The sequence below is a fragment of the Embleya sp. NPDC005575 genome (genome assembly GCF_040605455.1).
GTDB lineage: Bacteria > Actinomycetota > Actinomycetes > Streptomycetales > Streptomycetaceae > Embleya.
In genome coordinates this window covers 1-23,144 of the sequence record NZ_JBEXCV010000002.1, presented here as the reverse complement: position 1 = coordinate 23,144, position 23,144 = coordinate 1, and the positions used below count along the sequence as shown (strand labels likewise).

Sequence of the window (23,144 nt, the reverse complement as noted above, 5' to 3'; positions counted from 1 at the left end):
ACCGAAGCCGGTACCTGAACTACCCCATCAACCAACCGCATTGCCCGTACGACACCACCCGCGGCCGAGATCCGCCGCCCGCATCGGAGGCAACGCGTCGGCGATCACGCCCGTCGTCCCGGCCTACAGGTCGGATGGGGTCAGCGAGTACAACACGACGTCGACCCTCCCGGTGTGGAGGCGGCCGGCGTTGCGCAGGATGCCCTCCCGGTGCAGGCCCGCCTTGATGGCCGTCTTGCGCGAGGGGATGTTCCCGACGGCGGCTTTGAGTTCGAGGCGTTCGAAGCCTTGCTCGGTCAGCAGCCAGTGCCCGAGCGCACGGGTGGCCTGGGCGGCGATCCCGCGTCCGCGAGCCCAGGGCGCGACCCAATAGCCCACCTCGCTGACCAGTTCGTGCCAGTCGGCCCGCTTGAGCCCGACGGCTCCGAGGAGCCGGCCGTCGGCCGGGTCGGTGATTGCGAAATGGATACCGTCGCCCGACTCGCGCAGGGTGTGCGCCCTTTTCGTACACCAGTCGACGGATGCCTCGACGGTGTACGGCCGGGGCAGCGGTAACCATCGTTGGACCACCTCGTCCGCGCAGGCGGTTCGGTTGTCCTCGACATCATCGGCGGTGAACGGCCGCAGTGTGATCGAGCCCGTATGCAGAACACGTTCAGGAAAGACGTCGCTCACTGACAGGATTCGCCCCCTCGTATCGAGTCGAACGATTCTTCCGCCCCACCCGGCCACGACGTAAGAGCCACCCGCCGAATTCACCCACTGCGCCCAATCCGCGGACCTCGCCGGGCGCACACGGCCGGATCGCACGAAGTCAGGACAGCCAGACGAGTACGGCGTCGCCGGCCCTGGCCGCGGACCGGACGAAGACGGTGAGCGCCGCGTAGTGCCCGGTGGCGTAGTCGAGGGATTCGGCCCGCTCCCAGACGAAGGCCGGATAGACCTCCGCGCGCACCAGATCGGCCGGGCCGACGCCCGCGACGAGCCGGTCACCGGGGGTCGCGGACAATTCCTCGGCGGCCGCCCGAACGTGTTCCGGGGTGAGATAGCGCGGCGGGCCGTGGCTCCAGTCGTCCTCGTCCCCATCCCAGGGCATTGTCTCCTCACCGTGGACGATGTCGACGGCGAAGCCGATGCGGCGGGTGAGGAAGCCGAGCGCGTCCCACGCCTTGTCGGTGTTGTGCGATCGGGCTTCCGCCGGGTCGGGCCGCTCGTGCAACTCGGCGTCGATCAGGTCGTCGACGAAATCCCGGGCCCATTCCCGGTCGAGGATCGCCCGCTCCAGCTCGGCGGGTGTCAGCCGGTACTCCCCGATCATGCCCACGGCCGGAGGCTAGCGGCGGACACCGACAGCGGAGGCGCCGGTTCGGCCCGCCACCGCGAAAGGCCACTCCGGGTCGACTGCGCGAGCCCCGCCCGGCCGTCACAGCCGCACCCCTGCCGACACCGGCGAGAAGGCATGCAGCGACACCGACACCTCCGCCGTCAACTCGTGTGACCCCAGCCGGTGGAACAGCACCGGCAGCACCCTGATCGGATCCCCCACCGCCGAGGCCACCGCCATCAGCGGCTGTGGCTCGACGAACGCCGCCGGCAGCTCGGCGGCCACGGATTCCAGCCGGTGCCGAGGGTGACGGTAACCCGCCGGCCAGCGCAGATTGCGTACCACGATCGCGTCCGGCGCCCCCACCAGCCGGAAGTCCCACCCCACCTGAGCACAGGTCGCCCGCGTCGCCTCGAACTTCGCCACGTCCCGCGGCTTGCGCCGATCCGCCGGACGGCAGTCCACCACCACCGCCGTGCCGTCCTCACAGCGGGCGAAGTAGTCCGCAAAGCGAAGAGATCCGCGTCAAAGGACAGCTTCGCTCACGGCGAACAGGGTCTTGGGAGGGCGGGGGAACAAAGAGGGGCTCTTGTTTCTTGAGTCAGTGCAGCGCAACTTTTTCGACTGTGGCTACCTGAGGGGCATGACATGAGCGAGACCATCGGGACTCTGACCCTGCCGGTTCTTCCGCTGGACGACGTGGTCGTCCTCCCCGGCATGGTGGTCCCGCTCGAACTCGATGACGCGGAGACCCGTGCCGCCGTGGATGCCGCGCGGGCCGCCGCGGGGCGGTCCGGTGGACCCGGCATCCGTAGTGAGAGCAAGGCGCGGGTGCTGCTTGTTCCGCGCGACGACGGGCAGTACCCGGCGGTGGGCACGCTCGGCGTGATCGAGCAGGTCGGGCGGTTGCCCGGGGGTGAGTCGGTCGTGGTGGTGCGCGGCGAGGGCCGGGTGCGGATCGGCAGCGGTACCACCGGGCCCGGCGCGGCGCTGTGGGTCGAGGCGACCCGGGTGGCGGACGTCGAGGCGGACGAGCACACCCACGAGCTGGCCCGCGAGTACAAGGCCCTGGTCACCACCGTGCTGGGCAAGCGCGGTGCGTGGCAGGTGGTCGACCACGTACAGGCCCTCGAGGACCCCAGCGACCTGGCGGACAACTCCGGCTACGCCCCATACCTGACGCTCCAGCAGAAGATCGACGTGCTCCAGACCGTCGATGTCCGGGAGCGGCTGACCAAGGTCGTCGGCTGGACCCGGGACCACCTCGCCGAGCTGGACGTCGCCGAGACGATCCGCAAGGACGTCCAGGAGGGGATGGACAAGCAACAGCGCGAGTTCCTGCTCAAGCAGCAGCTGGCCGCGGTGCGCAAGGAGCTCAACGAGCTCAACGGCACCCCGGACAGCGAGGAGGAGGACTACCGGGCCCGGGTGGAGGCGGCGAATCTGCCGGAGAAGGTGCTGGCCGCCGCGCTCAAGGAGGTCGACAAGCTGGAGCACGCCTCCGACGCGTCGCCCGAGGGCGGCTGGATCCGCACCTGGCTGGACACCGTCCTGGAAATGCCGTGGAACGACCGCAGCGAGGACGCGTACGACATCGCCGAGGCGCGCGCGATCCTGGACGCGGACCACTCCGGCCTGGTGGACGTCAAGGAGCGCATCGTCGAATACCTGGCGGTTCGCAAGCGTCGCGAGGAGCGCGGACTGGGTGTCGTCGGTGGTCGTCGCTCCGGCGCGGTACTGGCCCTGGTCGGTCCGCCCGGCGTCGGCAAGACCTCGCTCGGCGAATCGGTGGCCCGTGCGATGGGACGCTCGTTCGTCCGGGTCGCGCTCGGTGGTGTGCGTGACGAGGCCGAGATCCGCGGCCACCGGCGCACCTACGTCGGCGCGCTGCCCGGTCGGATCGTCCGGGCGATCAAGGAGGCGGGCAGCATGAACCCCGTCGTCCTGCTCGACGAGATCGACAAGGTCGGCTCGGACTACCGGGGCGACCCGACCGCGGCCCTGCTCGAGGTGCTCGACCCGGCGCAGAACCACACCTTCCGCGACCACTACCTAGAGGTCGAACTCGACCTGTCCGACGTGGTGTTCCTGGCCACGGCCAACGTGCTCGAAACGATTCCCGAGCCGCTGCTGGACCGGATGGAGCTGGTTCGGCTCGACGGCTACACCGAGGACGAGAAGGTCGTCATCGCCCGGGACCACCTGATCAAGCGTCAGCTGGACAAGGCGGGCCTGGACGACACCGAGGTGTCCTTCACCGAGGAGGCGCTGCGGCTGCTGGCGGGCGAGTACACCCGCGAGGCGGGCGTGCGCACCCTGGAGCGTTCGATCGCCCGCGTATTGCGCAAGGTCGCGGCCCGGCAGGCGTTGGACGCCGAGGCGCACCCGCTGCCGATAGCGGTGGACGCCGGCGACCTGCGCGACTACCTCGGCCGGCCCCGGCACACCCCGGAGTCGCTGCTGAGCAAGGCCGAACAGCGCACGGCGGTGCCGGGTGTGGCCACCGGACTCGCGGTCACCGGTGCGGGCGGCGACGTGCTCTACATCGAGGCGTCGCTCGCGGACGCGGAGACGGGCGGTACGGGACTGACCCTGACCGGCCAACTCGGCGACGTGATGAAGGAGTCGGCGCAGATCGCGCTGTCCTACCTGCGCTCGCGAGGGGCGGAGCTGGAGGTGCCGGTGGGCGACCTCAAGGACCGCGGCGTGCACATCCACGTCCCGGCCGGAGCGGTTCCCAAGGACGGCCCGAGCGCCGGTGTCACGATGACCACCGCGCTGGTGTCGCTGCTGACCGGGCGGCCGGTCCGCTCGGACGTGGCGATGACCGGTGAGGTCTCGCTCACCGGCCGGGTACTGCCGATCGGCGGCGTCAAGCAGAAGCTGCTCGCCGCGGAGCGGGCCGGCGTCACCACGGTGCTGATCCCCAAGCGCAACGAGGCCGACCTGGACGACGTGCCCGAGGAGATCCTGAGCCGGCTCACCGTGCACGCGGTTGCCGACGTACGCGAGGTGCTGGAACTGGCCCTGGAACCGGCCAACGCCAAGCACGCCGTGGCCGCCTGACCCCACGTCGGCCCACCCGCTGCCGCGCGAGCCGCCCACCAGGCGGCTCGCGCGGCATTTTTCGACCCGGAGCGGCACATTCGGTCGGCGGCGAATTTCGATCGCACGGCCTGATCGAGAACGATGTGCGGCCTACGGCCTTTGCGCGTCCGCCCGAAGGCCGTCTTCTTGAGTACACGTACTCATGTGCGCGACACCCGTCCGGCCCAACACTGTTGCCATGACATCGCCGCTGCGCACCAACAACACCCATGGCTTCTTCGTCCAGGCCGCGCTGTCCTTCGGCGTGTCCGTGAGCGCGGTTCTGGTCGGCATCGTCTACCTGCCGGTGGACCGCTGGATCCGGGCCTTCCTCGGTCTCGGCGTGCTGTACGTCGTGACGTCCAGCATCACCATCGCCAAGGTCGTCCGGGACCGGCAGGAGAGTGAGGCCGTGGTCAGCCGGGTGGACCAGGCGCGCCTGGAGAAGCTGCTGACCGACCACGACCTGTTCAAGAACGACCTGGTCTGACGCGGCACATCGGAGTTCGGGACCCGGACCCGACCCGACGTGGGACCCGACCCCGACCCCGACCCGACCCCGCTACGACCCCAATTCCTCGATCGTCTTCAGGATCCGCTTGTCCGACACCGGCTGCGGCGTGCCCAGGGACTGGGCGAAGTAGCTCACCCGCAGTTCCTCGATCTGCCATCGCACCGCCGCCACCTCGGCCGGAATCGGCGCGCCCTTGGCCTGACGGTCCATCAAATCCCGGTAGGCAGCCTGGATCTGGTGGACCTTCAGCATGCGCTCGCGGTCTCGCACCGGGTCCGCTTCCAGGCGCTGCAAGCGGCGCTCCATCGCCTGGAGATAGCGGTGCACGTCCGGCAGCCGCCGCCAACCCGCCTCGGCCACGAAGCCCTTGTGCACCAGCGCCGTGTACTGCGCCTTCAGGTCGGCCAGCGCCGGCGCCAGAGCCGGACTCCGGGTCGTCTTCAGCCGCCCGGCCACGTTGTGCGACGCGCCCAGGATGCGCTCGACCTTGACCACCGTGTCCTCGGTCAGCCGAGGCAGCCCCGCCTTGACCCGATCGCGCAGCCGGACGAAGCCGGCCTCGTCCCACACCGGGCCGCCCGCGTCCTGGATCAGCATGTCCGCCGCGCACGCGAGGATGTCCTCGAAGAGCGGATCGATGCCCCCGTGCGGGTTGTGACTCAGCGTCAGCTTGGCCATGTTGGGCAGCCGACCCTGGATCTGCTTGACCGGCGACTGCACGTTCAGCAGCACCAGGCGCCGCGTCCCGAGCCGCATCGCGCGCAACTGTTCCGGCTCGCTGTCGAACAACCGGACCGCCACCGACGCGCCCTCGTCGACCAGCGCCGGATACGCCTTGACCACCAGCGACCCGCGGCGCTGCTCGACCACGCGCGGCAACTCGCCGATGGTCCAGGAGGTCACGCCGGTGCGTTCGATGTCCAGCGTGCTCGCCGCCTCGGACACCGCGGCCCGCATCCGGTCGCGCAACGTGAGCTTGAGCGCCGCCAGGTCCTTGCCCTCGGCCAGCGTGCGCCGGTCGTCGTCGAGCACGCGGAACGTCATCCGCAGATGCTCGGGCACTTTCGTCAGGTCCCACGTCTCGCGCTTGACCGGCATACCGGCCATCCGGCTCAGCTCGCGCTCCAGCACGTCCACCAACGACCCCCGGCGGGCCGGGATCCGGGCCAGGATCGACCGTGCGTAGTCCGGCGCCGGCACGAAGCCGCGGCGGATGCCCTTGGGCAGCGCGCGGATGTACGAGGTCACCAACTCCTCGCGCAGGCCCGGGATCTGCCAGTCGAAGCCGTCGCCGGTGAGCTGATTGAGCACCGCGACCGGGATGTGCGCGGTGACCCCGTCCGCATTCGAGCCCGGCTCGAACTGGTAGGTCAGCTTGAGCTCCAGGCCTTCCTCGACCCACGTGTTCGGGTAGTCCTCCTCGGTGATCCCGCCCGCCTTGGCGTTGATCAGCATGGACTTCTCGAAGCTCAGCAGGTCCGGCTCGCTCCGATGGGCCTTCTTCCACCATGCGTCGAAGTGCCGTCCGGAGACCACGTCGGCGGGGATGCGCTCGTCGTAGAAGTCGAACAGGGTTTCGTCGTCGACCATGATGTCCCGGCGCCGGGCCCGGTGTTCGAGCTCCTCGACGTCCGCGAGCAGTCGCCGGTTGGCCGAGAAGAACTTGTGGTGCGTACGCCAGTCGCCCTCCACCAGGGCGTGCCGGATGAACAGTTCGCGGGACAGCTCCGGATCGACCTTGCCGTAGCCGACCTTGCGCGCGGCCACGATCGGCACTCCGTACAGCGTGACCTTCTCGTAGGCCATCACCGCGGCCATCTTCTGTTCCCAGTGCGGCTCGCTGTAGGTGTGCTTGATCAGGTGCCCGGCCAGCGGCTCGATCCACTCGGGCTCGATCCGCCCGGCGATTCGCGCCCACAGGCGGGACGTCTCGACGAGTTCGGCCGCCATCACCCATCGCGGTGGTTTCTTGAACAGCGCCGAGCCGGGGAAGACCGAGAACCGGGTGCCGCGCGCGCCGCCGTACTCGCGCTTGGCCGGGTCCATCAGACCGATGTGCGAGAGCAGACCGGACAGGATCGCGGTGTGGATGTGCTGGGTGTTCGGCTCCTGCGGCTCGCCGGTCGCCTCGATCCCGAGCGACTTGGCGGCCGAGCGCAACTGGCTGTGCAGGTCCTGCCATTCGCGTATCCGCAGGTAGTGCAGGAACTCGCTCTTGCACAGCTTGCGGAACCGGCTGGAGGACAGCTCGTCGCGCTGCTCCTTGATGTAGTTCCACAGGTTGAGATACGCGAGGAAGTCGGATTCCTTGTCCGCGAACCGCGCGTGCAACTGGTCGGCGTGCTGCTGGTGTTCGACGGGTCGCTCGCGCGGGTCCTGGATGGACAGCGCGGACGCGATGATCAGCACCTCGCGGACCACGCCGTTGCGGTCCGCCTCCAGGATCATCCGGGCCAGCCGCGGATCCACCGGGAGCTGGGACAGTTTGCGGCCGATCGGGGTCAGTCGCTTGCGCACGTCCGACTCGTCCGGGTCCAGCGCGCCCAGTTCCTCCAGGAGCTGTACGCCGTCCTTGATGTTGCGCCGATCCGGCGGCTCCACGAACGGGAACGCGGCGATGTCGCCCAGGCCCAGCGCGGTCATCTGCAGGATGACCGAGGCCAGATTGGTGCGCAGGATCTCCGGATCGGTGAACTCGGGCCGCGACTCGAAGTCCTCCTGGGAGTACAGCCGGATGCAGATGCCGTCCGAGGTACGTCCGCTGCGGCCCTTGCGCTGATTGGCGGAGGCCTGCGAGACGGCCTCGATCGGCAACCGCTGCACCTTGGTGCGCAGGCTGTACCGGGAGATGCGCGCGGTGCCCGGGTCGATCACGTACTTGATGCCCGGCACGGTCAACGAGGTCTCCGCGACGTTGGTCGCGAGCACGATCCGTCGGCCGGTGTGCTGCTGGAAGACCCGGTGTTGCTCGGCGGCGGACAGACGGGCGTACAGCGGCAGTACCTCGGTGTTGCGCAACTGTCGTTTGTTCAGTGCCTCGGCGGTGTCCCGAATCTCCCGCTCGCCGCTGAGGAAGACCAGGATGTCGCCGGACGCCTCGCCGAGCAGTTCGTCCACCGCGTCGCTGATCGCCTGTACCTGGTCACGATCGTCGGGTCGGCGCTTGGCGCCCGCCTCGTCGTCGTCCTCGTCTTCGTCGACCTCCGCGACGAGCGGGCGATAGCGCACCTCGACCGGATAGGTACGGCCGGACACCTCGATGATCGGCGCGTCGTCGAAGTGTTGCGAGAAGCGCTCCGGGTCGATCGTGGCCGAGGTGATGATCACCTTGAGGTCGGGTCGGCGCGGCAACAACTGTTTGAGGTAGCCGAGCAGGAAGTCGATGTTGAGGCTGCGCTCGTGCGCCTCGTCGATGATCAGCGTGTCGTACTGCCGCAACAGCCGATCGTTTTGCACCTCGGCGAGCAGGATGCCGTCGGTCATCAGTTTGACCAGTGTGTTGTCGCTCGACTGGTCGTTGAAGCGGACCTTGTAGCCGACCACGTCGCCGAGTTGTCCGCCCAATTCTTCGGCGATCCGGTCACCGACCGTGCGGGCGGCGATCCGGCGCGGCTGGGTGTGTCCGATCAGGCCCTGCACGCCGCGACCCAGTTCGAGGCAGATCTTCGGGATCTGGGTGGTCTTCCCGGAGCCGGTCTCGCCCGCGACGATGACGACCTGGTGGTCGCGGATCGCGGCCAGGATGTCGTCCTTCTTCTGGCTGACCGGCAGCGCCTGGGGGTAGCCGATCACGGGCACGGCGGCGCGCCGGTTCGCGACCCGCGTCTCGGCGGCGTCGAACGCGGCGATCAGGCTCTCGGTCTCGGCGACCTGCTGCGGGCCCTTGCGGTTCTTGCGGGTCCGGTCGAGGCGACGGCGCAGACGGTCCTGATCCCGAAGCATCAGGTGGGGCAGGCGCGCCTGGAGGTCGGCGAGCTGAGATGTGGCTACTGGCGTTCCCATTACGCGGTCCAGGATAAGTGGCACCCCGGGGGCGCAGGCCAGTGGATTACCCCCAACGGCGATCCCCGTGTCAAATCATCCGGTTGTGTCAATTGTTGAACATAGAACTACTTGATATCCTGGGCCCATGGACACCACCTCGCCCCGGCCCAGCGCGCAGCGCATGCCCGTTGTCTACCTCGGCCACGGCGCGCCGCCGCTCGCGGACGACGCGTTGTGGACCGGCCAGCTGGCCGCGTGGTCCGCCGACCTGCCCAGGCCCACCGCCATCCTGATGGTGTCCGCGCACTGGGAGGACGCCCCGATCGCGCTCGGCGCGACCCGCACGATCCCGCTGGTGTACGACTTCGGCGGCTTTCCCGAGCACTACTACCGGGTCACCTATCCGGCACCCGGCGCGCCCGAGCTCGCGGCGCGGGTGCGGGCGCTGCTCGGGCCGGACGTCCGGGACGCGCCGGAGCGCGGCTTGGACCACGGCGCGTACGTACCGCTGGTCGAGATGTATCCGGACGCCGACGTGCCGGTCCTACAGATGTCGCTGCCCACGCTCGACCCGGTCCGCCTCTACCAGGTCGGCCAACGGCTCGCGCCGCTGCGCGACGAGGGCGTGCTGATCGTGGGCAGCGGGTTCTTCACCCACAACCTGCGCGGCCTCGACCCCCGGGCGGATGCGCCGGTGCCGGGCTGGTCGCGCGAGTTCGACCACTGGGGCGACGAGGCGTTCCGGGGTGGTGACGTGGACACGCTGCTCGACTTCACCCACAAGGCGCCCGCCGCGCGCCTGGCGCACCCCCGGACCGAGCACCTCGCGCCGCTGTTCGTCTCGCTCGGCGCGGGTCACGAGGACCTGGGCCGGCTGAACCAGGTCATCGACGGCTTCTGGTTCGGACTCTCCAAGCGGTCCATCCAACTGGGGTGAAGTGAGTCGATGTCGTAAATAAACGGAACTGCGCCACGGCGCGCCACCGGAGCCGTACCGTAGCCGCATGGCCGCCAGAACCCTGCCGCAGAGCTGCGTGGGAGTCGGCTGCATGCTCGTGCGCGAGCACCTGCACACCGAACAGCGCTTCTGGGACGCGAGGTTCTTCCCGTCCGGCGGTGTGCGGCAGGACAGCGGACTGCTCGTCGCGCTGCTGATGGCGTCCGCCCTGCACCGGGTCGCGCGCAGCCTGGGCATGGCGGACACCGACCCGGACGCGGTCATGCGGGTGCCCGTGGTGCCGACGCACGCGCTCCTGCGTACCGACCACGACGCGATCGAGGCGGCCCGGACCTTCACGAATCCGGCCGAACTCGACGAGTTCCACACCCGCCTCACCCGGCTGTGCCCGGGCCGAGACGCCGTGTGGCCCTCGGTCCGCTGGACCGCCGAGGACCTCCTGCTGGTCTACGCACACGCAGCGGCGACGCACCGAGTACTCCCGACCCTGGACCCGACGCGAGCCCTGGCCGACATCGACCCGGCGCTGACGGTGGCGGGGCTGTGGGAGGAGTGAGGGGGGCGAACGGGACGAGGCGTGAACTTCGCGGTGTGGCGTGCTCCGCTACCGTGCCTCGTCGACCCACGCCGGGTCGTCCTTGCGGCCGGCGGCGGCAGTGGTCGGCGTGGTCGCGCGCAGGCGACGCCAGGCCGTGCCCAAGTACAGGGCAAGGCCCACGTTCACGGTGATGGCCGGGGCGATCAGTGGCCAGGCGAGCGAGTGAGGGGCGACGAGGCCGCGGTTGACGACCATTGCGGGCAGGGTGGCCAGGACCAGGAGCACGCCGGACACGGCGGCGGCCGTCTCGCGGGTGGGCGCCGTCGCGCCGGGTGCCACCGCTCGTACGCCACTGCCCGCGCGCAGGCCGGACAGGGCGGCGGCGGTGGCGAAGACGCAGCCGAAGCCGAGCAGGACCAGTCCGACGTTCACCGCCGGCGGTCGGCGCTCCCACGGACCGGCGGGGCCGGCGAGCATTGCGAGGCACCACACCGCCGCCAGTGCGGGCAGTGCGCCGAGGGCCGTCGCGCCCAGGCGTCGCACGCCACGTCGATGCACGGCCTCGTTGTACGCTCCGGCCACGACGGCCGCCGGACCCCACTCGGCGACGGCGCGGCGCGCGGCCTCGGTCGGGTCCGCGCAGTCGGCCGCGTGGGCGTCGGCGCATTCCAGGAGCCCGTCGAGCGCCTCGTCGAGGATCGCCCGTCGTCGGCCACGCGGGCCGATCAACGCGGCGACCAGGGCGTCGAGATACTCCTCGATCACGGCGTCGTGCGGCGTCTCGGCTCGGTACGCGGTGTCGCGCGCGGCGCCGCCCGCCTTCGCGGCCCCGTGCATCGTCCCGGCCCCGTTCGTGGTGTCGTGCGCCTTCTCGTCCGCGTCCGCGTTCGCGATCGCGCGCGCCGTCCCGGCTCCGGTCACGACGTCCCCGCCCATCCCGGCTCCACCCCCAGCACCCCGGACACCACCGACGTGAACTCCCGCCATGAAGCGCGTTGTTCGCTCAGCGACCGGCGGCCCGCGCGGGTGAGTTCGTAGCTGCGGCGACGGCGACCGCCGTGGACGGACCAGCGGCCGGCGATCAGACCGGCCGTCTCCAGGCGGTGCAGTGCCGGGTACACGGTGCCGGTGGGCAGGGCGATGTGCCCGCCGCTTCGGGATTTGAGCTCCTCGACGATCGCGTAACCGTGCTGTTCGCCGGTCTCCAGCACCGCCAGCAGCATGCCTTCGAGATGCCCCTTGAGCACGTCGGCCTTCATAGGTAGTCAGGCTACACCGGGGTCGCGGGTCGAAGCCGCCCGCCGCCAGTGCCGTCGCCATCGGGCGCCGAAGCCGCCCGCCGGCCCCGAGCCTGTTCATAGGTAGCCACGCTATGCATAGACTGCGCCTCCATACATAGCGTCGCTACTTATTCGGAAGGTGGGACGGAACGTCGTGGAAGTGATGACGCGCTGGGTTCTCGGACACCGGCGCCTGGTGACCCTGGTGTGGTTGGTGCTCGCCGCAGCGGGCGTTGCCACCGTCGGGGGTACCGTCGATCGGCTGAGCCAGGGCTCGGAGTTGCCCGGCCGGCCGGGGCAACAGGCCAACGACCTGATCGTCGAACGATTCGGCGGCACCGGCGGCCGCAACGCCCCGCTGCTGCTCGAACTGACCGTGCCCGACGGCCGCCGAGCCGACGCGCCGGACGTGAGCGCGCAGTTCGACGCGGTCGTCCGGCGGGTCACACCGCCCGGCGGCCGGCATGCCTCGTACGCCGGTACCGGCGATCCGGCACTGATCTCGGCCGACGCACGCTCCACCGTGGCCTTGGTCTACCCGCCCGGCGGCGAGGGCCCGAACGCGTACGGTGCGACGGTGGGCCGGATCCGCGCCGCCGTGGCCGACGCCCGGGTCGCCGACGCGCCCGTACGGCTCACCGGCCGGCCGCTGCTGACCGGCCGGGACAGCGGCGCCGCCCGCAGCCCCGTCGCCGAGACGCTGCTGGGTGCGGTGGGCGCGATCGTCGTCCTCGGCCTGACCTTCGCGAGCGGCCTGGCCCTGGTCCCGCTGCTGGTCGCCGGGATCGCCATCCCCACCACGTTCCTGCTCGTGGGCGGCCTGACCCGGGTCACCGACGTGTCGTTCATCGTGCAATTCCTGGTAGCGCTGATCGGCCTCGGCATCGCGATCGACTACGCGCTCCTCGTGGTGACCCGATGGCGGGAGGAGCGCGCCCGCGGCGACGTCCACGACCCGGCCCACCGCGTCGAGGCGATCGTGCGGGCCGCGGCCACCGCCGGCCACGCGGTCTTGCTCAGCGGGGCCACGGTGGCGCTGTCCCTCGCCGCGCTCGTGGTTCTCCCGGTGCCGTTCCTGCGCAGTGTCGGCTACGCCGGTCTGCTGATGCCGCTGGTGAGCGTCGCGGTGGCGCTGACCCTGCTGCCGGTCGTCCTGTACGCGTGGGGCGCGCGCCTGGACGTCCCGCGGCGCACCCCTCGCCCGGACAGCCGGCTCTGGTCGCGAATCGCGCGGGCCACGACGCGCCGGCCGATCCTGGCCGCTCTGCTCAGCGGCGCGCTGCTGCTCGCGCTCGCCGCGCCCGCGCTGACCTTGCGCGTGGGGCAACCGCAGGTGGCGTCGTTGGGCCGGGGCGGCGAACCGGCGCGGGTGTTCGCCGCAATCGAGGCGGCCGGCTTCGGGGCGGGCATCGCGCAGCCGATCGAGGTGGCCACCACCGGCGATCCGGTCGCGCTCGCGGCGCGGTTGGCGGCCGAACCGGGCGTCTCGGGCACGCTCGCCCCCGCCACGTGGGCGGACGGCGACCTGCGGGTCGTGGACGTGTGGACGAGTCGGGACCCGGCCACCGACGCGGGTCGCGCCGCGGTCGGTGCGGTCCTGGCTGCGGCGCGGGCAACTCCCGGCACCCAAGCCGGCGGCGGTCCGGCCCAGGACCGCGACTTCGTCGACGCCGTCTACGGTTCGCTGCCGGTCGTGCTCGCGGTGATCGCGCTGCTGACGTTCCTGGTCCTGGCCCGGTCTTTGCGCTCCATCTGGCTGCCGATCAAGGCGCTCGTGTTGAACACCGTGTCCGTGGCGGCCTCCTACGGCGCGATCGTGCTCGTCTGGCAGGAGGGCCACGGCAGCGAACTGCTCTTCGATACGCCGGCCACGGGCGCGATCACCGTATGGGTTCCGATGGCCGTGTTCGCGTTCCTGTTCGGATTGTCCATGGACTACGAGGTGTTCATTCTGAGCCGCATCCGGGAGGCCCATCTGGACTTGGCCGCCAGGGGCGTACGAAACACCACCGAGGAGTCGGTCGTGATCGGTGTCGGTCGCACCGGGCGGCTGGTCACCTCGGCGGCGCTGATCCTGTTCCTGGCCTTCGTGGCGCTGTCCACCGTGCCGATCACCGACGTCCGGATCCTGGCCACCGCGCTCGCGGTCGGCATCCTGGTGGACGCGACGATCGTACGTGGGGTGCTCGCGCCCGCCCTGGTAACCCTGCTGCGCCGGGCCAACTGGTGGTTCCCGCCCGCTGTTGCCCGGTTGCTGCGGGTCGGGCCGGCGCGTCCGGCCCCCGCCGAGACCGCCCGCCTCGACGCCCGTTCCCGACCGTGACTCGACTCGCCCGGGCCCGCCACCACCGGGCTCGGGCGAAGCGCGTCACTCCGGCGACCGCGCGCCCGGCGGAGCACGAGCGTGCGTCACTCCTACGCGAACGCCGCCAAGTGCTCCAACAGCAAGCCGGTCAGGGCCTCCGCGCCATTCTCGGGAACCCAGTGGTCGACGCCGGCGAGTACCTCGAAGCGGTACGGGCCGGTGACCGAGGCGCCGGTTGCCTCGGCGGCGGCGCGACCGAAGGCCGCGTCCCGGTCGCTCCAGACGTACAGGGTCGGCACGTCGATGTCGCCGATGTCGCGCAACACCTTCGGGTCGATCGCCCGGTACCAGTTCAACGCACCGGTGAGCGCCCCCGGTTCGCGCAGCACCGCGAGGTAGCGTTCGGTGACCTCGGCCGGCAGCGTGGCGAACGCCGAGCGCAGGTAGGCCGCGTCGTCCGCCAAGAGCTTCTCCTCGGCCACCCTGCGGGTGCGGAACAGCCGTATGTACGAGGACTGTTCGCGCTGGCCGGTGGCGTCGTCACGGACCGCCGAGGTGAGCGCGACCGGGTGCGGCGTGGACACCACGGTCAGCGTGCGCAACCGCTCCGGGCGCAGGCCCGCGAGCTGCCATGCGAGCGCGCCACCCCAGTCGTGTCCGACCAGGTCCACCCGGGTCAGGCCGAGGGCATCCAGTACGGCGATCACGTCGCCCACCAACTCGTCGCGCCCGTAGGCCGATTCCTGGGGCGGCCGGGCGCCCGGTGAGTAGCCGCGCTGATCGAACGCGATCGCCCGGTACCCGGCCTTGGCCAGGCCCAGGAGTTGCGCCGTCCAGGACGCGGACATCTGCGGGAACCCGTGCAGGAACAACACCGGGCGGCCGTCCGTCGGCCCGGCCACTCGGGCGTTGAAGACCCATCCGCCGGCCGCGATCTCAAGGGCCTCCACGAACGGTTGCGCGGAGTCCGCGCCCACTGACCTACCCGCCGAGATGTTCATCCGACCTCCGGATCGCTGCGTCGCGCTGTGCCGGCCTTCCGATCGGCAGCATAGGCGTCTCGAAACGCGAGATTCGCATCCCACGACCGTCTCGCGCCGGCCCCCACTCGGCCACATGCCGGCGGCACCCCGGTTTCCGGCCGCCACGACGATTCTCATCCCACCTTAAGAAACGCCTCAGACGGCTCCCAGGCCCCCTCGACAACGTCACGGCATGAGCCTGACGACACCGATTCGCACGCGGATCGTGGACGTGGTGGTGCCCGTGTACAACGAGGCGCACGTCCTGGCCGCGAGCGTGCGCCGCCTGCACGCCTATCTGCTCGGCGGATTCCCGTACGCCTTCCGCATCGTCATCGCGGACAACGCCAGCACGGACGCGACTTGGCAGGTGGCCCGCGAGCTCGCGCGTGAACTGCCGCACGTGCGCACGGTGCACCTGGACCGCAAGGGTCGCGGCCGGGCGCTGCGCAAGGTGTGGGCCGAGTCCGACGCGGACGTGGTCGCATACATGGACGTCGACCTGTCCACCGACCTGGACGCCTTCCTGCCACTGGTCGCGCCGCTGGTCAGCGGCCACAGCGATCTCGCCATCGGCACCCGGCTGGCCCGTTCGTCGGCGGTGGTCCGCGGGCCGCGCCGCGAGGTCGTGTCGCGGTCCTACAACCTGCTGCTGCGTGGGGTCTTCGCGGCGCACTTCTCGGATGCGCAATGCGGCTTCAAGGCCGCCCGCGCGGTGGTCGCCCAGGCGCTGCTGCCGCACGTCCACGACGAGGAGTGGTTCTTCGACACCGAACTGCTGCTGCTCGCCGAGCGCAACGGGCTGCGTATCCACGAGGTCCCGGTGGACTGGATCGACGATCCGGACAGCCGGGTCGATGTGCTGCACACCGCGTTGGATGATCTGCGCGGAATGGCGCGGGTGGCCCGGCGGATCGCTGCGGGCACGTTCCGGGTCTCGGTCCCGCCTCGGGTGCGCGAGGCGCGGTTGCCGCCGGCGATGCGCGCGCAACTCCCGCGCTTCGCGGTGATCGGGCTGGTGAGCACGCTGGCCCACCTGCTGTTGTATGTCCTGCTGCGCGACGACATGGGCGCGTTGGCCGCGAACGCGCCGGCCCTGACGATGACCACGATCGCGAACACCGCGGCCAACCGACGGTTCACCTTCGGGGTACGCGGGCGTGCCGGGGTGTGGCGCCATCAGGCCCAGGGCGGCCTGGCCTTCGTCGTCGGCCTCGCGTTGAGCAGCGCGACGCTCGCCGGTCTGCACGCCGTCGTTACGCGTCCCTCGCGCGCGGTCGAACTGGGCGCGCTGGTCGGCGCGGGGACCGTGGCCACGATCGTGCGGTTCCTGCTGCTGCGGGTGTGGGTCTTTCGCGCGGCGGGAGTCGCGCACTCGGGGTATTCGACCGGTCGGCGTGATCCGGCCGCTCGCAACGATTCGGCGAAGCCCGCGGACCCGGGTGGTCGGCCGGATCCCGCGACCGCGACAGGCCCGGGTGATCGGATCGCCTCGGTGACTTCGATCACGTCCGACGCAGCGAGGAGGCCGGCCGCTTCGGCCATGCCGGTCGCCTCGATCGACATGCTCGATTCGACCGACTCGGCCGGTTCTCCCGGTTCGGCAAGTGAGGACGTATGACCGCCGTGGTGGCTCCACTGCCCATGCCGATTCCCGAGAGCGGCGCCGGGACCGAAAAGCCCTGGTTCGCCCGGCTGGTTCGCGGCCGTGAGGCGGACGCGCCGTGGGTGCGGCCCGCGTTGCTCGTGCTGCTGCTCGGGACCGCTCTGCTGTACATCTGGGGCCTGGGTGCCTCGGGGTGGGCCAACTCGTTCTACTCGGCCGCAGTTCAGGCCGGGACGGAGAGTTGGAAGGCGTTCTTCTTCGGGTCCTCGGACGCGGGCAACTCGATCACTGTCGACAAGACCCCGGCGTCATTGTGGGTGATGGGCCTGTCGGCCCGCGTTTTCGGCGTCAACGCGTGGAGCATCCTGGCCCCGCAGGCACTGGAGGGCGTCGCCACGGTCGGTGTGCTCTACCTGGCCGTGCGGCGCCGATTCCCGGCCTGGGCCGCGCTGTCGGCCGGCGCGATGCTGGCCCTGACCCCGGTCGCGGCGCTGATGTTCCGGTTCAACAATCCGGACGCACTGCTGGTACTGCTGCTCACCGTCGCCGCGTATGCGGTGTTGCGGGCCCAGGAGAGCGCGAGCACCCGGTGGTTGGTGCTGGCCGGTGCGTGCGTGGGCTTCGGCTTCCTGGCCAAGATGCTCCAGGCGTTCCTGATCGTGCCCGCCTTCGCACTGGTGTACTTGGTGTGCGCGCCGGTCGGTTTCTGGCGGCGGGTGCGGCAACTGCTGTGGTCCGGGCTGGCATTGCTGGTCGCCGGCGGCTGGTGGATCGCAATCGTCGAATTGTGGCCGGAATCGTCCCGCCCCTACATCGGCGGTTCGCAGCACAACTCGATCCTCGAACTGACGCTGGGTTACAACGGACTCGGCCGGCTCAACGGCAACGAGACCGGCAGCGTGGGCGGCGGGGGCGGCCCGCGCGGGGGTGGCGGCAATTGGGGTGCCACCGGGTGGGATCGGCTCTTCAACGCCGAAATGGGCGGCCAGATCTCCTGGTTGTTGCCCGCCGCGCTGATCCTGCTCACGGTGGGCCTGTGGCTGACCCGACGCGCGCCGCGGACCGATCCCACCCGGGCGGCGATCGTGCTGTGGGGCGGTTGGCTGCTCACCACGGGGCTGGTCTTCAGTTACATGGCGGGCATCTTCCACGCGTACTACAACGTCGCGTTGGCGCCGGCGATCGCCGCGGTGGTGGCGATGGGTGCGGCGCTGCTGTGGGAACGGCGCCGGGTGCCACGTGCGGCGGCGGTCGCGGCGCTGACGATCGCGGCCGGCGCGTGGTGGTCGTACCACCTGCTCGACCGGACGCCGGATTGGCATCCGTGGCTGCGCCACGTCGTACTCGTCGGCGGAATCGTGGGCGCTCTGGCCGTGTTCGGCGCCGCGTTCGTCGCGCTGCGCGGGCTCGCGCCGGTGGCGGCCGCGGTTTCGGTGGCCGCGCTGCTGGCCGGGCCGGTCGCGTACACGTGGGACACCGTCGCCACCGCGAAGGGCGGCTCGATCCCGAGCGCGGGGCCGGCGGGCATGGGCTTCGGGCGTGGTGGGCCGGGCGGACCGGGCGGCCCCGGGGGCTTCGCGGGCGGGCCGCGCGGGTTCCAGGGAGTTCCGCCCGGCCAGGTCCCGGGCGGCCAACCGGGCCAGGGGACCCAGCTGTTCCCGGGCACACCGGGGCAGAACGGGCAGACTCCCGACGGTATCGGCAACCCACGGCGGTGGACCGCCCCGGGCAACGGCGCGGTGCCGCCGGGGACGACGCCACGCCAGGGTGGCGGCGGGGCGGGTGGAATGGGCGGACTGCTCAACGGCAGTACGCCCGGCAAGGAGGTGGTCGCCGCACTGAAGCAGGACGGCGACTCCTATACCTGGGTGGCCGCCTCGGTGGGCTCCAATAGCGCTTCGGGATACCAACTCGCCACCGGAAAACCGGTCATGCCGATCGGCGGCTTCAACGGCAGCGACCCCTCGCCGACCCTCGTCGAGTTCCAAAAGTTGGTCAGGGATGGTCGCATCCACTACTTCATCGGCGGCGGGGCCGGCGGCGGCATGGGCGGTGGCGGAATGCGCGGCATGGGCGGCAGCAACGCGTCACAGGCCATCGCGACCTGGGTCGAGCAGACGTTCACCGCGAGCACGGTGGGCGGGGTGACCCTGTATGACCTGACCGCACCGACGCGGAACGTTTCCGACGAATCGTCACCAACCGTCTGACGCGCTGTCAATCCACCTACGGTGCACGGCAAACGGCGGGCCGATTTGATCCGTAGGATCCTCCCCCGTGACGATCAAGATGCGAAAGGTCGGGGCCGGCTTGATCGGCCTGCTGACGACCTTTGCTGTCGTGGGCGGTTCCGCACCGTCCGCGATGGCCGACGAGACGAATCCGAACGGGCCACCGCCGAAAGTCGAGCTGGTCCTCGACGTGAGCGGTTCGATGAAGGCCAACGACGCCGGCGGGATGACCCGCATGGACGCCGCGAAGAAGGCCTTCAACGAGGTCGTGGACAGCGTCCCGGAGCCGGCCGACTTCGGCGTCCGGGTGCTGGGCGCCACCTACCCGGGCAACGACAAGGCCAAGGGTTGCGTGGACACCCAGCAACTGGCCCCGGTCGGCAGGCCCAACAAGGTCGTGATCAAGAACGAGATCGCCAAGTTGGCGCCGACCGGCTGGACTCCGATCGCCCTGTCGTTGCGCGAGGCCGCCAAGGACCTCGGCACGGGAGCCGGCAGCCGCCGGATCGTGCTGATCACCGACGGCGAGGAGACCTGTGCGCCGCCCGACCCGTGCGACGTGGCACGCGAGTTGGCCGCGTCCGGCCTCAACCTGATCGTGGACACGCTGGGCCTGGTCCCGGACGACAACACCCGTCGTCAGCTCTCCTGCATCGCGGCGGCCACCGGTGGCACCTACACCTCGGTGCTGAACGCGGACGAGCTGTCGCAGAAGGTCCAGCAGATCGTCAAGCGCGCGGTGCGCGAGGCGGACGAGACGCCCGCGTCGGTCAAGGGCAGCCCGAACGGCTGCCAGGACGCGCCGTTGTTGGCGCCCGGCGTGTACAGCGACCGCGAGGAGTTCAGCCAGCACCTCTGGTACAAGGTCCCGCTCAAGCCGAACCAGGAGTTGCGGGCCACCGCGACGGTCGGCGCGGACCGCAAGGTGGCGCGCGACTACGACGTGACGGTCACCGCGTTCAGCGAGGACGGCCGCGAACTGGTCGGCAACGCGGGCGCCGGCAACGGCCGTACCGACGTGCAGTCCGCCGGGCTGCGCCTCCCGTACAAGACCGACAGTGACAACGCGAAGACCAGGACGATCTGCCTGGTCGTCACCAACGCGTTCGCCGCGCAGCCGAACGTGGCCACCAAGCCCGGTCTGCCGCTGGAGTTGACGGTGGACCTGGTCCAGGCCACCGACAGCAAGGCCGCGAACGTGCACGGCCTGGGCCGAGGTTGGGTGTTCCTGGGCGTACTCGCCGGATTCGGCCTGATCGCCGGGCTGTTGGCCGGCTGGCTGCGCCGCGCGTTCAAGGCTCTCGGAAAGGCGATGTCATGACGAGCGCGATGGGTGGAATCAAGCGGGCGTTGGCGGCGGTCGCCGCGGCGTTCGTGGGCGTGACGCTGTTCGCGGCGCCGGCGATGGCCGACCAGGACGTGCCGCCGGGCACCTCGTTCCTGGGCGCGGGCACGCTCAAGCTGGGTGAGCAGGCGCGCTGGTCGGCGTCCCAGGGCGAGTATCTGTACTGGCAGTTCCCGGCCAAGGCGGGCAAGGAGATCCACGCCAAGGTGGATCTGGAGCTGGCCTCCGGCAACGCGCGCAGCGGCCCGGTGACCTACCGGATCGAGATCTACGACGGCCTGCGCCGGCGCCAGCCGTGCGTGGAGGGCAAGCAGGTCGCCACGGCGCAGAAGACCGACACCAAGCTCGGCCTGACCTGCACCCCGCGCACCGTCCGCGACTGGGCCGAGCCGTGGTCCACCGACCCGCTGCCCGGGATGTACTTCGTCCGGATCGCCGCGATGGACGTGCCCGACCTGGACGCGGGCGCCGCGACCAAGGTGACCATACGGGTGGACACCAAGGACGGCGACGACCAGGTACCGACCTCGGACCGCAAGCTGGCCGACCCGCTGGTGCCGATCACCAAGGCCGGCTCGGTGCTCAAGAGCGGCCAGACCGCGGACACCCGGTCGGTGGCCTGGGACCAGGAAGAGGACCACTGGTACCAGTGGGACTGGATGGACGGGCCGAACGCACGGTGGTTCTGGACCGCGATGGCGACCTTCGTTGCGGTGGTGTTCGGCATCCTGGGCTACCAGCTCACCCGCAAGAAGCGGCACTGGTTCAGCTGACGCCGATCGGCCGACGCCGGTCGTCGGCGTGGCGAACCGCCCCGGCGCAATCCGCGCCGGGGCGGTTCGGAATGATCCGTATGTCGCCCCGACCCCGATCCGACCCAGCACGGAGCCTGCCATGATCATCGAACACGCGGACATCACCGTCACCGCCGGCCGCGAGGCCGAATTCGAAGCCGCGTTCCTGCGTGGCCGCGAGGTCGTCGCCAAGTCCGACGGCTTTCGCTGGGCGCGCCTGATCCGTCAGATCGAGTCGCCCACCTCGTACCTGCTGCTGATCGGCTGGGAGACCCTGGAGGCACACACGGTGGGCTTCCGCGAGTCCGACCTGTTCCCCCAGTGGCGTGCCATCGTCGGCGAGTTCTTCGCGGTTCCGCCGACGATCGTCCACTACGAGAGCGACCTGACCCCGGCCGACGAGGGCTGAGCCGAGGTACGCACACACGCCGAGGTCCCTCGCCCCGAGACGGGGGCGGGGGACCTCGCCGCGTCCGGCTAGGAGGCGCGGGCCAGGAACGCGCCCCAGGCGCAGCCCGGGACCCGGAACGCGCCACCAGTGGGTCGTTTCGAGTCCCGGAGGGCAACGCGGCTCCCGGCAAGCCCGGCGACCTCGACGCAGTCGTGTTCGGCGGCGCTGTACGAAGACTTGCGCCAAGTGACGCCCGTAAGCGCCAGGGTGTGGAAATCCTGCGTTCCCCGCTTCACAGTTGCTTCCCCTCCAGTTCGGTAATCAGTGCCAACGAGTCCTCCTCGGACAAGGCCGTGGAGCGGATGCGCTCGAACGCCTTGCCAAAAGCAGCGACGTCGTCGGTGCCTTCCACGTACGTCGCCCCGATCAGGTTCTCCAACGAAACGACGTCCGGCACCGGGCCCGGGAAACTGACGATCTTGAATCCGCCCGCGCATCCGGGATGCACGGTGGCCTCCATCGGCATCACTTGGATGGTGACGTTCGGGAGCTCCCACGTATCGAGCAGCTTCTGCAACTGCTCTCGCATCGTCTCCGGGCGTACCGCGAAGCGTTGCCTCAGGGCCGTTTCGGAGACGATCGCCCACAACTCCAGTGGGCGATCGGGCGCGGTGAGAATGGCCTGCCGAGCACGCCGGACGTCCACCAGCGCGGAAACCTCCTGCGGCGTGCGACGAGTCGTTGTGCCCGCGACGATCTCGCGTGCGTATGCCGCGGTCTGGAGCAGGCCCGGGATCAAAGAAGGCTCGTATGTACGCAGGCTTTCCGCGTCGCTCTCCAGCGAGATGTAATCGGCATAGGTCGATGCCAGCACGCCCCCGTAGGTCTGCCACCAACCACGTTTGCCGGCATCCCGCGCCAACGCCTCGAGAGCCGCGCACAGTTCGGGGTCGTCGACACCGAAGATCCGCAGCAAACGACCGACGTCCGGGGGCCGTACGTTCCTTGTCGCGTTCTCGACCCGCGACACCTTCGTCGCATCCCAACTCATGTGCTCCGCAACCTGATCCAACGTCATACCCGCGTCGTTGCGCAGCCGCCGCAACTCCGTACCGAGTCGACGGCGGCGCACGGTGGGAACCGGACGGCTCGTCATGCGCCAAAGCATGTCACTTCCAGCCGGCTTCGAGATCCTGATCTTGATAGGGCAAAGCGGCAGTTTCGCCAAATGAAGTGACAATGTTGCGCCCCCTGGCGATGAGCCGTTACCGTCGACGAGACATCACTCAAAGGTGATCGACCATTACGATCAGTCGCGTCGGCGCATGATCACGACAGCCGTCGCACGGAGGTCGAGTCCATGACCACGAGCCCTGCTAGGCACCATTCGCACATGTCGTTCCGGACCGACACGACTGCCTCGGTCGGTACGATCCAATCGATCCGCGCCATCCTCCCCGGCATACTGACCGCCGCCGGCATCCCCGCCGAGACCGCGGACACCGTCCAACTCTGCACGCACGAGCTGATGGCCAACGTCGCCCGTCACATCGGCGAAGGCGCGCCGCTACGCCTCGCGGTACACGCGCAACAGGAGTGGGTGGCGGTCGAGGTGCACGACCGGGACGGACTCCGCTTTCCCCAGCCCCGCCCCTGCGACTGGGCTGCCGGGGAGTATCAGGATTTAGGTGTACGGGGTCTCGTTCGAGTGAGTCGGGGTTTCGACTCGGTTTCGTTCGTTTGGTCGTCGCCGGTTCGGCTCAGG

19 protein-coding genes and 1 pseudogene are annotated in these 23,144 nt (G+C 70.2%); 11 read left to right on the top strand and 9 right to left on the bottom strand.

Annotated features, from left to right (window positions below; translation table 11 throughout):
- Positions 1-123 precede the first annotated feature (123 nt).
- The 3 genes and pseudogenes from ABZS54_RS00735 to ABZS54_RS00725 all read right to left on the bottom strand — a co-directional run.
- Positions 124-675, bottom strand: a complete 552-nt coding sequence (locus tag ABZS54_RS00735) for a GNAT family protein (RefSeq protein WP_355529043.1) — start codon at positions 673-675, stop codon at positions 124-126.
- A 139-nt stretch (positions 676-814) separates the two neighbouring features.
- Positions 815-1,318: a YfbM family protein gene (locus ABZS54_RS00730; protein ID WP_355529349.1), complete on the bottom strand. Its 504-nt coding sequence runs from the start codon at positions 1,316-1,318 to the stop codon at positions 815-817.
- A 105-nt stretch (positions 1,319-1,423) separates the two neighbouring features.
- Positions 1,424-1,816, bottom strand: a pseudogene (locus tag ABZS54_RS00725) (TnsA-like heteromeric transposase endonuclease subunit); the annotation flags it as partial.
- A gap of 156 nt (positions 1,817-1,972) precedes the next feature.
- On the opposite strand from ABZS54_RS00725, the gene lon reads away from it, so the two are divergent.
- Together lon and ABZS54_RS00715 are read left to right on the top strand one after the other, a co-directional pair.
- Positions 1,973-4,390 carry an endopeptidase La gene (gene lon / locus ABZS54_RS00720; protein WP_355529040.1) on the top strand — a complete coding sequence of 806 codons (2,418 nt, stop codon included), beginning with the start codon at positions 1,973-1,975 and terminating at the stop codon, positions 4,388-4,390.
- 184 nt (positions 4,391-4,574) lie between these two features.
- The gene (locus ABZS54_RS00715) at positions 4,575-4,901 is read left to right on the top strand and encodes a YiaA/YiaB family inner membrane protein (protein ID WP_355529037.1); all 327 of its coding nucleotides are present in this window, start codon (positions 4,575-4,577) and stop codon (positions 4,899-4,901) included.
- 72 nt (positions 4,902-4,973) lie between these two features.
- Here the strand turns inward: ABZS54_RS00715 and hrpA are convergent, their stop codons facing one another.
- Entirely contained in the window at positions 4,974-8,927 is a 3,954-nt protein-coding gene (hrpA, locus tag ABZS54_RS00710; RefSeq protein WP_355529034.1) for an ATP-dependent RNA helicase HrpA, read from the bottom strand.
- A 127-nt stretch (positions 8,928-9,054) separates the two neighbouring features.
- Between hrpA and ABZS54_RS00705 the strand changes: the two genes are divergently transcribed.
- Positions 9,055-9,846 carry a class III extradiol ring-cleavage dioxygenase gene (locus ABZS54_RS00705; protein WP_355529031.1) on the top strand — a complete coding sequence of 264 codons (792 nt, stop codon included), beginning with the start codon at positions 9,055-9,057 and terminating at the stop codon, positions 9,844-9,846.
- Positions 9,847-9,913: 67 nt separating this feature from the next.
- Positions 9,914-10,423, top strand: a complete 510-nt coding sequence (locus ABZS54_RS00700; protein WP_355529028.1) for a hypothetical protein — start codon at positions 9,914-9,916, stop codon at positions 10,421-10,423.
- Positions 10,424-10,471: 48 nt separating this feature from the next.
- Here ABZS54_RS00700 and ABZS54_RS00695 read toward each other — a convergent pair whose 3' ends face one another.
- Together ABZS54_RS00695 and ABZS54_RS00690 are read right to left on the bottom strand one after the other, a co-directional pair.
- Positions 10,472-11,341, bottom strand: a complete 870-nt coding sequence (locus tag ABZS54_RS00695) for a hypothetical protein (protein WP_355529025.1) — start codon at positions 11,339-11,341, stop codon at positions 10,472-10,474.
- Complete coding sequence (locus ABZS54_RS00690) at positions 11,323-11,664, bottom strand: helix-turn-helix transcriptional regulator (protein ID WP_355529022.1); 342 nt, start codon at positions 11,662-11,664, stop codon at positions 11,323-11,325. The genes ABZS54_RS00695 and ABZS54_RS00690 overlap by 19 nt, the downstream gene beginning before the upstream one ends.
- Before the next feature lie 184 nt (positions 11,665-11,848).
- On the opposite strand from ABZS54_RS00690, the gene ABZS54_RS00685 reads away from it, so the two are divergent.
- On the top strand, positions 11,849-14,008 hold the full coding sequence (locus ABZS54_RS00685) for an MMPL family transporter (protein WP_355529346.1): 2,160 nt from the start codon (positions 11,849-11,851) through the stop codon (positions 14,006-14,008).
- Positions 14,009-14,100: 92 nt separating this feature from the next.
- Here ABZS54_RS00685 and ABZS54_RS00680 read toward each other — a convergent pair whose 3' ends face one another.
- On the bottom strand, positions 14,101-14,991 hold the full coding sequence (locus tag ABZS54_RS00680; RefSeq protein WP_355529019.1) for an alpha/beta hydrolase: 891 nt from the start codon (positions 14,989-14,991) through the stop codon (positions 14,101-14,103).
- 214 nt (positions 14,992-15,205) lie between these two features.
- Between ABZS54_RS00680 and ABZS54_RS00675 the strand changes: the two genes are divergently transcribed.
- From ABZS54_RS00675 to ABZS54_RS00655, 5 genes are all read left to right on the top strand, one after another.
- On the top strand, positions 15,206-16,633 hold the full coding sequence (locus tag ABZS54_RS00675; RefSeq protein WP_355529016.1) for a bifunctional glycosyltransferase family 2/GtrA family protein: 1,428 nt from the start codon (positions 15,206-15,208) through the stop codon (positions 16,631-16,633).
- 23 nt (positions 16,634-16,656) lie between these two features.
- Positions 16,657-18,828 (top strand): glycosyltransferase family 39 protein, encoded by a 2,172-nt coding sequence (locus ABZS54_RS00670; protein WP_355529343.1) that lies wholly within the window; start codon positions 16,657-16,659, stop codon positions 18,826-18,828.
- A gap of 67 nt (positions 18,829-18,895) precedes the next feature.
- Positions 18,896-20,170, top strand: coding sequence for a VWA domain-containing protein (locus ABZS54_RS00665; protein WP_355529013.1), 1,275 nt, complete (start codon positions 18,896-18,898; stop codon positions 20,168-20,170).
- Positions 20,167-20,967 carry a peptidase gene (locus ABZS54_RS00660; protein WP_355529010.1) on the top strand — a complete coding sequence of 267 codons (801 nt, stop codon included), beginning with the start codon at positions 20,167-20,169 and terminating at the stop codon, positions 20,965-20,967. The genes ABZS54_RS00665 and ABZS54_RS00660 overlap by 4 nt, the downstream gene beginning before the upstream one ends.
- 121 nt (positions 20,968-21,088) lie before the next feature.
- Positions 21,089-21,397: an antibiotic biosynthesis monooxygenase family protein gene (locus ABZS54_RS00655; protein ID WP_355529007.1), complete on the top strand. Its 309-nt coding sequence runs from the start codon at positions 21,089-21,091 to the stop codon at positions 21,395-21,397.
- Positions 21,398-21,465: 68 nt separating this feature from the next.
- Here the strand turns inward: ABZS54_RS00655 and ABZS54_RS00650 are convergent, their stop codons facing one another.
- Together ABZS54_RS00650 and ABZS54_RS00645 are read right to left on the bottom strand one after the other, a co-directional pair.
- The gene (locus tag ABZS54_RS00650; RefSeq protein WP_355529004.1) at positions 21,466-21,675 is read right to left on the bottom strand and encodes a DUF397 domain-containing protein; all 210 of its coding nucleotides are present in this window, start codon (positions 21,673-21,675) and stop codon (positions 21,466-21,468) included.
- Complete coding sequence (locus ABZS54_RS00645; RefSeq protein WP_355529340.1) at positions 21,672-22,535, bottom strand: helix-turn-helix transcriptional regulator; 864 nt, start codon at positions 22,533-22,535, stop codon at positions 21,672-21,674. The genes ABZS54_RS00650 and ABZS54_RS00645 overlap by 4 nt, the downstream gene beginning before the upstream one ends.
- Positions 22,536-22,772: 237 nt before the next feature.
- On the opposite strand from ABZS54_RS00645, the gene ABZS54_RS00640 reads away from it, so the two are divergent.
- Positions 22,773-23,144, top strand: a 372-nt coding sequence (locus ABZS54_RS00640; protein WP_355529000.1) for an ATP-binding protein, incomplete at its 3' end; no start/stop codon positions are given.